The sequence below is a fragment of the Tolypothrix sp. FACHB-123 genome, assembly GCF_014697075.1.
GTDB lineage: Bacteria > Cyanobacteriota > Cyanobacteriia > Cyanobacteriales > Nostocaceae > Aulosira.
Genome location: NZ_JACJRE010000001.1, coordinates 345,281 through 358,300 on the forward strand (window position 1 = coordinate 345,281; position 13,020 = coordinate 358,300).

At 41.6% G+C, this 13,020-nt stretch carries 12 protein-coding genes and 1 tRNA gene; 3 read left to right on the forward strand and 10 right to left on the reverse strand.

What is annotated here, in order from left to right; genetic code table 11:
• Positions 1 to 11: 11 nt before the first annotated feature.
• The 10 genes from ribD to H6G41_RS01325 form a co-directional block, all read right to left on the reverse strand.
• Positions 12 to 1,196: a bifunctional diaminohydroxyphosphoribosylaminopyrimidine deaminase/5-amino-6-(5-phosphoribosylamino)uracil reductase RibD gene (gene ribD / locus H6G41_RS01280; RefSeq protein ID WP_190742843.1), complete on the reverse strand. Its 1,185-nt coding sequence runs from the start codon at positions 1,194 to 1,196 to the stop codon at positions 12 to 14.
• 214 nt (positions 1,197 to 1,410) lie between these two features.
• Positions 1,411 to 2,280, reverse strand: a complete 870-nt coding sequence (locus H6G41_RS01285) for a DUF2207 domain-containing protein (RefSeq protein WP_190742845.1) — start codon at positions 2,278 to 2,280, stop codon at positions 1,411 to 1,413.
• Between the two features lie 343 nt (positions 2,281 to 2,623).
• Entirely contained in the window at positions 2,624 to 5,323 is a 2,700-nt protein-coding gene (locus tag H6G41_RS01290; RefSeq protein ID WP_190742848.1) for an ABC transporter substrate-binding protein, read from the reverse strand.
• An 80-nt stretch (positions 5,324 to 5,403) separates the two neighbouring features.
• Entirely contained in the window at positions 5,404 to 6,510 is a 1,107-nt protein-coding gene (locus H6G41_RS01295; protein ID WP_190742850.1) for a DUF1822 family protein, read from the reverse strand.
• A 78-nt stretch (positions 6,511 to 6,588) separates the two neighbouring features.
• Positions 6,589 to 7,311, reverse strand: coding sequence for a hypothetical protein (locus tag H6G41_RS01300; RefSeq protein ID WP_190742852.1), 723 nt, complete (start codon positions 7,309 to 7,311; stop codon positions 6,589 to 6,591).
• Positions 7,312 to 7,635: 324 nt separating this feature from the next.
• Positions 7,636 to 8,850: an ATP phosphoribosyltransferase regulatory subunit gene (locus tag H6G41_RS01305; RefSeq protein WP_190742854.1), complete on the reverse strand. Its 1,215-nt coding sequence runs from the start codon at positions 8,848 to 8,850 to the stop codon at positions 7,636 to 7,638.
• Between the two features lie 161 nt (positions 8,851 to 9,011).
• Entirely contained in the window at positions 9,012 to 9,977 is a 966-nt protein-coding gene (locus H6G41_RS01310) for a J domain-containing protein (protein WP_190742856.1), read from the reverse strand.
• Positions 9,978 to 10,171: 194 nt separating this feature from the next.
• The gene (locus H6G41_RS01315; RefSeq protein ID WP_190742858.1) at positions 10,172 to 10,984 is read right to left on the reverse strand and encodes an inositol monophosphatase family protein; all 813 of its coding nucleotides are present in this window, start codon (positions 10,982 to 10,984) and stop codon (positions 10,172 to 10,174) included.
• A gap of 83 nt (positions 10,985 to 11,067) precedes the next feature.
• Positions 11,068 to 11,610, reverse strand: a complete 543-nt coding sequence (locus H6G41_RS01320) for a thermonuclease family protein (RefSeq protein WP_190742899.1) — start codon at positions 11,608 to 11,610, stop codon at positions 11,068 to 11,070.
• A 36-nt stretch (positions 11,611 to 11,646) separates the two neighbouring features.
• Complete coding sequence (locus tag H6G41_RS01325; RefSeq protein WP_190742860.1) at positions 11,647 to 12,015, reverse strand: 2Fe-2S iron-sulfur cluster-binding protein; 369 nt, start codon at positions 12,013 to 12,015, stop codon at positions 11,647 to 11,649.
• Between the two features lie 94 nt (positions 12,016 to 12,109).
• On the opposite strand from H6G41_RS01325, the gene H6G41_RS01330 reads away from it, so the two are divergent.
• The 3 genes from H6G41_RS01330 to H6G41_RS01340 all read left to right on the forward strand — a co-directional run.
• Positions 12,110 to 12,196, forward strand: a tRNA-Ser gene (locus H6G41_RS01330).
• Positions 12,197 to 12,251: 55 nt separating this feature from the next.
• Entirely contained in the window at positions 12,252 to 12,590 is a 339-nt protein-coding gene (locus H6G41_RS01335) for a Uma2 family endonuclease (RefSeq protein ID WP_190742862.1), read from the forward strand.
• A gap of 112 nt (positions 12,591 to 12,702) precedes the next feature.
• The coding region (locus H6G41_RS01340; protein ID WP_190742901.1) for a transposase family protein at positions 12,703 to 13,020 on the forward strand (318 nt) is incomplete at its 3' end.

Consider the following 13,020-nt stretch of genomic DNA (forward strand, 5'->3'; position numbering starts at 1 on the left):
TTGAAGATTAATTAACTATGTCGGGGAAGATAACCTTCTACCAAGCAATCAGAACCCACTACACGCCAACGAACATTTTCGAGGGGTAACGCTTCAGTCATGGTGGTAAAGCCCAAATCGCCTACGGGTGTAGGAGCATTACTACCACCAATGATTTTCGGAGCAATAAAAGCAAGAATTTTTTGTACTGCTCTCCCAGCGATCGCACTCGCCGCTAAAGTCCCACCACATTCCCACAATACGCTACAAAAACCCCGTTCATACAAGTGCGCCATAACATTATCTGGTGTCAGGGAAGTGAACTCTACCACTTCCACCCCCCGTTGCCGTAACATTTCTTGAACATTAGGGTTAGCAGCCACTTCTGTCAAGACTAAGGTAGGAGCCTCAGTTGTTTGCCATAGGCGAGCATTTTCTGGCAAGTTGAGATGGCGACTCATCACGACTCGTAAAGGATTATGGGCCCCTACCTGATGGCTAGTTAAATAAGGATTATCCTGTCGCACAGTATTTCCGCCGACAATCACAGCATCACAAGCAGCCCGTAGCTGATGTACTTCAGTGCGGGCTGCTTGATTTGTCACCCAAGCGCTATGACCGGAAGTTGTAGCAATTTTGCCATCCAAAGTCATGGCATACTTCAAAATACCTAAAGGGCGTTTGTAGAGAATGCGATGGACAAAAGCTTCGTTGAGTTGTTGACAGGCGGCTTCTTCTACCCCTACCAACACTTCTATACCTGCGGCACGTAAATGCGCAATCCCGCCTCCAGCTACCAGTGGATTCGGATCTACCATCCCCACCACTACTTTTGCCACTCCCGCATTAATTAAACCTTCTGAACAAGGCGGAGTTCGTCCGTAGTGGTTACAAGGTTCCAGATTTACGTAAACAGTAGCACCACGAGCAGCCTCTCCGGCAGATTTTAGGGCAAAAACTTCCGCATGAGGTTCCCCAGCACGGGGATGAAACCCTTCGCCCACAATCTCCCCATCTTTGACAACCACTGCACCCACTAAGGGATTTGGTGAAGTGCGTCCCAAAGCTTGACGGGCGAGTTCTATACACCGCCGCATCATTAGGGAATCAAAATCACTCCCTACCATTTTTTCTGTCGAATTCATGGGTGGAGTATTTTCCAGATTGTAGTTAGATAGAGAGTCATCTACTTGAGCGACCACAGGGGAATTATCCATAATTTTGGGGAACACTCTCAATATTTTCCACGCTAGCTGGTCTTTTGCGCGATTTTTTAATAGTAATATTCAGCTTTTACTTTTGGTTATCTTAACCTACAGGGGTTTTTCTATGGATGGTAGATGGCTTTTAAATCGATAATCCAAGGGTAAGGAAACTCGCAAGGGTGGGGTTTTCCCGCCCAGAAAAATTATTTTTTTAATTGATATTAGTTTAACCACCACCACCACAACCGCCGCCACCGCAACCACCACCGCCACAACCACCACCACCGCCACAGCTACCGCCACCGCCGCTACCGCCACTACCGCTACTGCTGTGACTACCAAAGATAATTCCGTATAAAAATATGAGACCGAAAAATCCCCAAAATATCCACGCAAACCAATTACCAGAAGATGAAGAAGATCCTGAACTTTGCCATCGTGAGGGTTTGATATCAGTACCCGTGCTATCAAAGTTTACCTGAACGCCTAACTCTTTTCCTGGTTCGATGGCTGTTGATGCGATCGCTTCAATAGTTTGAGTATCAACTTTGCGAATATTGGCTTCTGTACCCCAGGTTTGAAAAGCTTTTATTTTAGTAGCGAATTGTTCCGGAAACCGAACTGTAACTTTTGCTTGTTTAACAGCAGCTTGTCGTTCAGGAAATATAGCTTTCCAATAGACTTGTGCATCATTTTCATTGACTTCTAATCCGCCAACAACACGATATTTCAGCACAAACGTATGACTTCCTGGTGCTGTTAATGGATGTTCCCAATTAATCCAAAATTGATTATTTTCTATTTTGGTTGCACTGGGAAATATTTGCCCATTCTCTGATACTGTTACTTCATGAATTTCGTCTATCTTATCTATAAGAATGTAGCGATAACGTTGATTTGTGTAATCTGCGGTAAAGGTATATTTTTGAGTTTCGGTAACTAACATATCACCGTTAGTTTGTACGGCAACATCAACATTAATAAAGTCCCAATAAAAAGGGACTGATTCAGCTTGGACATGATCAAGAGAAAATGTCAGGCAGAAAATCAGGGTTATACAAAATAAAATCAGCCTTTGAATTAGTTTCCTGGACATAACTAATATTGCTCATTGATAGTATTTAAGTAGTTATAGCTGTAGGTTAGTTATGCACATTAATCGAGACTCAAACGAAGCTACACTAACCTACATTTTTAAATTGAACAATTGGTTACACAAGCAAAAAGCGATCGCTTTTCACCCCGCTAAAGGAATATCTGCGGATAGAGTCATAATTTCCGCAATTGTTACGAAACTTTACACAATTCGTTTCGCTCTAAGTATTAACTAATAAAACTCTTACCAATGACCAATGACTAATAACAGCCCTCTCCTGTCAGAGGCACTGTGCGTAGCTTGCTTCCCCAGAGGGGTACGCCAGTATTTTCATTACACCAATCTACTGACAAGGAATATTTTTGGCGATATCAAACTTCAATTGCTTATTATGTTCTTGAACAGTCAATATGGGTTGTGTGTTAATTCCTTCGCGATCGCCTGTGGCTTTAAAAATAATCTTCCAGCCTTTCAGCACATCACTAGAGGCTGCTTTATCTGGGTTAATACCTGTCTCAAACAATTTCTGTTGAATTGTTTTTCTATCAATAGGTTTACCTACATCTTGATTCTTAATAGCTTGCACAATTGCTTGCACAGCCTCGTATGATAGGGCTACTCTTCTATTTAAATCGCCACCCCAATATTGACGAATCTGTTCAGCAAATTCTTGCGCACCACACTGTTTTGGATGCCATTCACTTTGTAAGAATAAGCTTTTTGTCGCTATTTTAGCTTGAGCAATAACTTCTTGAAGATAAAGAGTATTGGCTCCTAAAATAGGCTTTTTACCGTTATTTAACTTGATAATATTAATCGCATTTTCCAATGTTTTATTACCATCAGTTCCCCCATCAGGTAATAGTACCAAAGCATCTGCTTCTTTAACCTGGTCAGGAAGTTTACTAGTATCAAAATTGGGATCTGATAAATCAACTTTAAGAAGTATTTTTCCTTGATATGATTGGATCACTGTCTCAAATTCGTTAGTTAAATCTCGGCTAAACCATTCTTTACTGTAAAAAATGACTACTTTCGGCTGAGGTTTTCGCAAATCATTAACTAAATATTGCACCAAACTTTTTGCTTCTTCTCTAGTAGATGTAGTTGTGCGGAAGAATACTTTATTGGAAGTAGTACAACCTTGTAAATTTACTACAGTGCTGGTGGGAGAAATTAAGACAAGCTCGTTTGGGGAATAAACTTTTAAAGCTTCACAGGTATTAGGTGAGGTGTAATGTCCTACCACAGCGAGAATTTTTTGATTCTGGGATAGTTTTGTAGCAATTTGTTGAGCTTGCTTTTGTTGATTGCGATCGTTAGCAATTACCACTTGTAAATTTATACCGTTTTTAACCGCTACATCTTGGGCTTGAGCGACGCCAAATAAGATATCTAATCCAGAATTAATATTTAAGGGTGCGGCTATAGCAATGGTATAAATTGGAAAAATTGGATTTTGTTGATGTCGCGTATTTACGAAAGCATTGTTACGATAAATTAGAACTTCTGGATCTTGCAATGCGGCTAAAGCTGTTTGACGTAAACCTTGAACATTTTTATTTTCTCCTGCTTGAAAGCGGAGACTATCAAAAGTTTTGTATGCACTGTCATAGTCACCTTTAGCAAATTCTTGAATTCCTTGCTCTTTTAATTTGAGATATGGCTGACTCAATTTGACTCTGCTATCAGCAATTGCTTTTTCACCCAAGCTAATAAAGTTATCTATTTTAGGTTGAATTGTTTCATTATTTTCTGGTGGTTTACAGCTTGAGGAAAAAATTGAACAGCGATTAATAAAAATTAAAGTGGCTATAGCAATAATTCCCGCTACAGCAGCTAGACCCAATATTTTCTTACGCAGGAGGAAAGGTGACTGTGAAGGGGAAGGAGAGGGATTTGGTGTCATTTGATGATTTTCTGAGGTTTGAGCAGGCCAAACAAATTCTGGTTGATTGGGATTGAGACAAACGACAGGTAGCCAAGAAGCAGTGGGAAAAGTAGCTTTTAAAGCGTCTAAGCGATCGCGTGCTTCCCTTACTGCTAAACACAGGGGTGTACCTTGCGAAAATTCTCGTAAAAAGTAGAGTAAAAATTGACCAGCAATTTTATCTGGTACGGGTTCGCGCATGACGATCGCGGCTGGGACGTTTAACTGTGTCAAAAAATCTGCAATTCCTAAGCCATCACAGGAATTGAAAATTGCTAGCTTTAAACCTTTATTTACTGCCCTTTTTAAGCTGGGAGTTAATGCCTCTAAAGGTAAAAATTTATCCTGACTAATTTGAATTTGTCCGCCTGTTGTTTTACTGGAACTATGTCCAGCAAAAAACAGAATATCCCAAATTTTATCAAATAGTAAATGAGCAATTTCTTCTTCTGATGGCTCCACTTTGCAAGTAATTTTTGCTCCTCTTTGCTCCAAAATTTTGAGAGCTTCTTTATCGGCTTCTAGTTGTAATTCTCCCTGAGAACTGCCGAATATAGCTAAAACTTTGACTGGTGTTTTAAAGGTAGCTACTTGATAGTGAAATTTAGTAAATAAGGCAAATTCAGTGTTAGGGAGTTTAGAAAATAAATCCCAGATATGCCAAGGTAGTCTCCGTAAAACATTATTATGCCGATGATTTGCAGTGTGACATCTAATGATAATGGGAACAGATTGATCGGCTTTGACTTTGATATTGGCTTGAATGCGATCGCGTAAACTTTTAAAAGCTGGATTTTGAAACCAGTTCTTACAGTAATTCTCTAGTTCTTCAGCTCTTTTTTTCCAACTATCTAAAGCTACGTTTGTTACCTGTCCGGGAACAGCTTGTAGCGTGCGACTATTCTCCAGTAATATATCTTGCCAATTTTCGTATAACTGTGGTATTTCTGACGCTGCGGGAATCTCAGTTAAATCATTGTGTTCTTCAATAATTTTACCGTCTTCTAAAATTTGCACTTTGACACAAAAGCCGTCATCAAAGCTACCGCTACTAATCTCAAGTACAACAGCGACATTTTGAGGAGGTTGAAGACTAGAGGAGGATAGCACCATAAACGACCTAGCGAGGATATTGGGAAGTCAAGGATTTATTATTAGATAAGCATGATTCCGCAAAACTACGCAAGAGTTAGCTAAATTAGAAAATCTTCGCTAAAGCTGGCATCATCAAGAACGACAAGGGCACGGAAGCGATCGCCTGCATCGGCTGTAAACTTGAATTGAATATAATCATCTTTTTGGCGCGATTCTATAGAAAAAAACGACCTGCCATTTTCATCTAACCCCATGAGCTTTAGTCCTGATGGTAAATGAGACAATTTTTCTAAGGGATAAACTCGCAATAAAATTAACATTTTGCCATTTAATTTAGGCAAAACTCCTACCATTAAAACTATTGAATATCCCAGCAGATAAATACCTAAATCTTTAGCATTAATCACCGGACATGCTGGATGTTTTGGTTCTATTTCCCACAATAACTCAGCAGCTTGCCAGCGAATTTCATCATCTTCTGTTGTTTGGATAAGTTTTACCAAAGCCTCTTGGGGAGTGAGATATAAATCACAAGAACGTCCGCGATAAAGTTGTTCAACTCGTTGGCGAATTACATCGTTACCTCGGTGTTTAAGTTGCAGTTGTGGCTGCTCTAGTGGTAAAGTCATAGCCCTAAAAGTGCTGAGTAATTCTGGTGCAGGTTGCCAATCAGATTCAAACCTGTGTTGTAGCCATTGTCTGATTTGTACGATTGGTTCTGTTGCTGCTTCTAAGGTTAAACGCTCTAGCAATAAATCCAGTGGTTGGAAATAGCTACGGGGTAGTTCTGTTACTGATATAGATTCAACAAATCCTAAAATGTGCCCTTCTTGGTAAGGTTCATCGAGTTGAACTATGAGGTAACCAATACGTTCTGTCCAAACTTCTTGTGGGATGTGACATTTGCGATCGCTCTGACGTAAGCACCGACATTCTAAAAAGCCGTGCAAACTAGGAATATACAAGTCCGCAATATTTTCTATCAAGCGTTCTAGAGGATTCCAGCTATGACTGTGTTCTAAATCGCTCTCGATACCCAACAGCTGTAAATAACGCCGTGTGACTAATACCGCCAAAGTATTGCGATAAACTTGTTGCGATCGCTCTTGAGTTAATTGCTGTTGAGCAAATTCGTAAGCTTGTATTCGATCGGTTGCTGTAATTGCAATTGCAATCTGCGGGAATTTTGCTGCCTTATTGATCATGATTTGTCAGTTGTCATTAGTCAGTTGTCAGTGCTGATTTCCCAATGCCCCATGCCCCATGCCCAATACCCAATACCCCTATTCCAACAACTGTTTCAAATGGGAGAAACATCTTGTGCGACAAAATCTCCTCAGTGCTGAGGGTTCAATTGCATATTCTTGGGCGATCGCATTCCAAGAAAACTCTCCGGAATCGTGCAACGCCTTTAAAATATGAATTAATAACACCTGACAGTTAACATTGGGATAACTCTGCATTCGACAATTTTTGAAGCCTTGGGGATGATTTTGCACTAATTCCAGCCATTCTTGGATAGTTTCATACCAGCGATCCGGCTCTGGTGCTGGCGGCTCGATCCACTGATGATTTTCTCCATCTGTGACTGGATTTAACCGTCTTCTTTCTTCATTGGCTTTTTGGCGAATCACATCATGAATTGTCCATCGCAGTTTTTGGTTAAACCAGGTGACAAAGCTAGCCGTTGTTGGCTGATACTGTCCCAGATTTTCCATAAACCATACCCAGTTTCGTGATAATGCTTCACTATATATATCTGGTGATATTTTTGCGCCGTTCCAAATTAATCGGGAAGACTTCATCATCGCGATAATGAAATCCTTCACCCGATCTGGATTTTCAGCTTGAGATAATTGTTCAAATAACCATTGACGCGCCGGAATATCATTCATGATTTCCTGGAGCGTTTTTTGTTGCTGTAATAGTTTGCTTTTTGCCATTGCATTACTAAAAGCAGCTTCCAGCAAGCCAATTAGAGGCGACTCTCTCAAGTCATTAGACATATTACAGTTATCCAGACCCAATATCTTTAGGTTGGAATATCATGACAAGCTAACCTCCTCTTACCTGTTTGCTAGGTTATCGGCATTCCAGGCTGGGGTCATACAAATTATTTACAAAACTTTAAAAAAAGGTGTCAGGAAAACCCATTCCTTTCAGGGCATAAAAAACACCCTGACACCGTTGACGGTTGACAGTTAACAGTCATCAGTCAACCATCAACCGTCAACATGAAATCCCATCCCCGGAGGGTGGAATGAGCTTAAAATCGTAATTTTTTACTGTCGGGGCGGGGTTTCCCCGCCTTTAACGACAATCAATAGTGTCTAACGCAATGATTCAATTACGGGTGGCGAACCATCTGCTTTAATCCAGGCGATTTGAGCAATACTGCGATCGCGTGCGTATTGACGGATAGCTGCTGCATCTCTTCCCCCCAAATCTAGTTCTACCCGCACCATGTCGCTAGAATATCGCAGCTTTTGGGCGTAAGCAAAGGCGGCTGCATCAGCAGTTGCTGTCTCTGGTACGACTAACCAATCACTGGCTGGTGGAGTTTGCGGTAATTGCTGAGTAGATTGAATAATTTGGTATAAATCTTCAATGTTAAGGGCAAAGCCAATACCGGGGATGTTTTCTCCTTGGGGATGATATAGCCCTAAAAGCTGGTCGTAGCGACCACCGCGTCCTAAAACTCTGGCTTGTCCTTCGCTATCGCTAACGACTTCAAACACAATCCCCGTGTAGTAGTCGATAGTTTGAATCAAACTGAGGTCGAGAATTAAGGGGAAATCCCCTCTAGATTCTAATAACTCGACTAAAGCTTTGAGGTTATTGACAGCTTCTTGTTGGGCTGGATCTAAATCTAAACTCTGGACTTTTTGCAAGACTTCGCTGCTGTTACCCCGCAGATCCAAGATGAGTCTAGCGCGATCGCGCAGCTCCTCACTTAGAGGTAAATTATCGATAGCGATGCGATCGAGATGGGCGATAGCTTGGCGAACTTTACCTTGGAGATGGGCGGGGAATACACTCAAAAGCGATCGCGTAATTCCGGCTTCACCTAAAATTAAATGCCATTGTTGCAAAGAAAGCGCCGCTAAACAATCTGCTACTAACAACAAAACTTCTGCATTAGCACGCAATCCGCCTGCACCCAGTAACTCTACCCCAGCTTGATAAAATTCTTGCTGACGGTTGTGGCGATTTTCCCAAATCCGGCGGAATACATTGGCATTGTAATACAGCCGTTGGGGATAAGTACCCTCTGCCATGCGAGTAACAACAGTACGCGCAATCGAAGCTGTGAGTTCTGGACGCAACCCTAATTCTTCATCTTCTGCATTTTGGAGTTGAATTACCGTCTGACGCTGAATTGCTTCTCCCGCCATCAGAGTATCCATCCGTTCCAAAGTTGATGTGATAATCCTGTGATATCCCCAACGATGAAAAACCTGTTGTAACCTATCTTCAATCCAGCGTTTTTGCGCCACATCCAAAGGTAATAAATCCCTGGCTCCCGCTGCTGGTTGATAAACCATTCATCCTCCGTATTTTTATCCCTTTCTCCTGCAAAATCTCCTTATATATGGGATTCTTCTTCAGCACTGCGCTGTTGGCGTTGAGATGGACTATGGCCCCAAGCCAAAGGATAGGGGCCAGTTCCACAAAGCAGACGATTGACCAATTTGGCGATCGCTGACTATTTTTTCTTTCCACCAAACAAGCTACCAAATAAACCACCACCAGACTTATCTGATTGTTTACCAGAATTATTGGTAGATGGAGTCCCCTTAGCACCACCAGATTGTAACCCCAAAGCCTTATCCAGTTTTGGTTTCCATTCCAAAGATGTTTTGTCGTTGGGGTCTAATTTGAGTGCATTATCAAAGTGAATCTTGGCCATTTTCAAGCGATTTTGCTTCAAATACACCAATGCTATCAGGCTATGGCAACGACTATTCTTTGGTTCTAGTTTTAAAGCATCTTGGAGTTCGATTTGCGCTTGGGAAAGTTGGTTTTTGTCCATCAAACTCTGCGCCCGGCGGATGTAAGATTCCAGCATTGAATCTTCGCAAGCTGTGGCTGCTTGTGCTGTGACTGTAGAATTTGGTGCAGGAGTTGGCTGTGGGGGAGTTGAGTTATTGGTGGGCTGAACTAATGATGGCTGTGCTGCTAATAGTTTATTGGCACTCCGCATTAAGTAAACCAAATTCAATTCACTAATTTCGGCAATCACTTGCGGTGCTTGCGGCAACGAGTCATACTGAGTTTTGGCAATATGCGCGATCGCTGCTTTATAAAGTTGATTGACATTGGATTCTGGCGCATTAACTAACTCTCTAGCCAAATCTGTATGCAGTTCAACAGAAGAAGATTCTTGAACTAAACGCTTGCCCATTTGAGACAAAACTATCATGTATTCTGCACGAGTCCGTTCCGCAGAAAGTTTTTCATAAGCTGGGTTAACCAACTTGGCTAGAAATTCGCCAGCTACCTGCTTTTCACCTGCACTAGCTGCTATATTCGCATCTGGATGTAAGCGACGAGCAATTGTGAGATAGCGCTTGCGAAGTTCCTTGACATCTGCATCAACAGGCACGCATAAAACTGCATGATGGTCTATGAAATCATATTTAAAAAGTCCACGATCTATTCTTAAAGCCATAAAACTCTATGCACCAAAGTCAGCAACCGATTCTTAAGGATTTAATTCGCTACATTAGCGAAGTGTCAGTAGCCGCAAGTTCAGAGTCAATTATCCAGAGTCGGTAGTCCAGAGTAATTAACCTTGACCATTGACTATTGACTATTGACTATTGACCAGTTGACTATTGACCGTGGACTTAGTATTCCCACTTTTTACTTCCAAGATGACAGTGATGGAATATGTAATAATTCCTGACTCATGCTGTCATGAACATAACCATTAGTCGCCAAAATTCTTCCTGACTCAATGTTTAGGGGACTACCATCGTAAGCAGTGACTTTCCCTCCAGCTTCTTGCACCAGAATAATTCCAGCTACCATATCCCAAGGAGAAAGCCCCCGTTCCCAATAGCCATCAAAGCGCCCGCAAGCAACATAAGCCAAATCCATTGCAGCGGAACCACTGCGGCGCACCCCTTGAGTTAAATGGGTAAAGTGACAGAATTCGGCATAATTATTATCGGTAGTTTCCCGACGATCGTAGGCAAATCCGGTTACTAAGAGACTTTTACCAAGTTCCGCAGTCTCGGAAACTTGAATGGGGTGACGGTTACGGGTAGCACCCAAACCAGCAGCCGCTCGAAATAGTTCATTGTGAAACGGGCTGTAGATTACCCCAACTTGAGGCACACCATTAATTAACAAGCCGATAGAAACAGCAAAAGCCGGGTATTGGTGAGCGTAATTAGTTGTGCCATCTAGGGGATCGATAGCCCAGAGGAACTCATTATCTTGATTGCCCAGTTTTCCAGATTCCTCAGCCAAAATCGAATGTTGGGGAAAATGACGGCGCAAAACTGCCAAAACCACCTCTTCCGAAGCCTGATCAGCCGCCGTCACCAGATCGCCAGGACGGCCTTTTTCAATAATTGCATCTTCTAACTTACCCCAGTAGCTTTGTAAAACCTCACCACCAGCTAAAGCCGCTTCTGTAGCTATATCGAGAAAAATTTGTAAATTTGTCATTTGTTAGTGGTCAGTTGTCATTTGTCATTTGTTAGTTGCTTCCTTCTCTCCCCTAGCCCCTAGCCTCTAGTCCCTAACCCCTCTCAACGAAAGGTACGGCGAAACTCAGTTGGAGTCAGGCGCATAGGCTTGTCTGGTTGCCAAATTCCTAAACCCATGATTCTCGCCCATTGTTGGGCACGTTCTAGACGTTGGTCGTATTTATGATTAAGCGATCGCGGAAAAAATAATACGTATCCTTGTTTAACTAATTCTTCATTCAACAACACCTTTTCTTTCCACACATAGGCTAAAGTCCGGCCAATTTTGTCTCTGGGTTCTACGTCAAATTCCAGAGTGACAATTTGTTCCGCACCCCCAATAAGCTTTTCTAAACCTTGCTTGGCGTCGTCGCCCCAGGGGCGCTGGCGGGTATCTGGCGCATCAACACCAATTAAACGCACCTGGGAAATCAAATTTGGTTGTTCCGCCATACCTAAAACTTCCAAACTTTGTCCACTGACTACCCGCGCTACTTTCACCTGCACTTGATTATTTGTCGGCTGTTTATTGGCTTGACAACTCACAAGGAGTAATAGACAAGCCAAAATTGCTATTTTTTGCACCAATCCGCCAAAATACGTCATCAAAGCCGTAATTTGCACCTTTGCGCCAACCAAATTTTAATCCTCATCTAACGGTAAACCCGCTTTGACTTTCCCTTTGGCAAAATAGCGCCCAAACTGGAGTTCATAGACTTCATCTTCGTCTTGTGTCTCCACTTCTAAATCAGAGCGGGGATAACTCACACATAATAAGGCATAACCTTGACGGCGTAACTCTGGAGACAAGCCTATTGCCTCTGGTTGGTAAATTTCTCCCGAAAGTACCCTCACAGCGCAGGTAGTGCAAGCACCATTACGGCAAGAAAACGGTAATTCTGTTCCTTGTTGTTCAGCACTGTGCAAAATGTAGCGGTCTTCTGGCACTTGTAAGGTGTATTCCTTGCCAGTATTGCGATCGTGAACTTTAATCTTGTATGTTTGGGACATCTTGATTGGGGATTTTAGCTTTCTTCACAAATCTCTTCTTAATTATCTTTGCATTTTTTGAGATTTCATCGTAGAATCATAAATCGTGGCACCTGGAGAGGTGGCCGAGTGGTTGAAGGCGCAGCACTGGAAATGCTGTTATGCGGCAACGTATACGAGGGTTCGAATCCCTCCCTCTCCGTTTTAAAAGATAGACTGAGAAACAACACAAAAAGTGAACTGTCGGCTTAACTTATATGGTTTTAGCTATTCGCCTATTAACAGTTCAAGATTATCACCGCATGGCAGAGGCGGGAATATTTCATCCAGAGGAACGGGTTGAGTTAATTGCTGGACAAATAATTCAGATGGTAGCTAAGGGAACATCTCACGAATCAGCCATTACTCGCATAGATAGGTTATTGCGGAATCGTATCAACCATGAAATTTTGCTGCGATTTCAGTCTCCAGTGCAATTGGATGATTATTCTGAACCAGAACCAGATATAGCTGTGGTAGTTCCTGATGCTTTAGATTATGAAGATTGGTTCTTCAGTAGCTATTATGCCAAATTATTAGTTATAGCACTCATATAAACACAAAAAAAGCATCTTTATTTTGCCAAAAGCCTTATATGTATTGACATCTGAATGGTATTTATTGTTAGCTGTAAATACAAACAGATTATTTTTATGTAAATTTACAGTTATGAGTAGCAAAAAAGATATTAAAATTTTAACAGAGCTTCTTGATTTAGACGATATAAAAGTTATCTCACATCGTCTTCATCCTGGGATTGGAATAATTTTACAAACCGAATCAAAACAGTTATTTAGTACTTGCCCCAGGTGTGGTACCAAAAGCCATAAATTACATCAAAATCATCGACATATTGTTAAAGACTTACCCTTAGGAGAAAAACCAGTATTTTTAGAAATTAATAGACGACAATTCAAATGTGAAATATGTAAAAAACCGTTTAGTGAAGACCTAGATTTTGTTAGCAAAAAAAGAACTTATACAAAA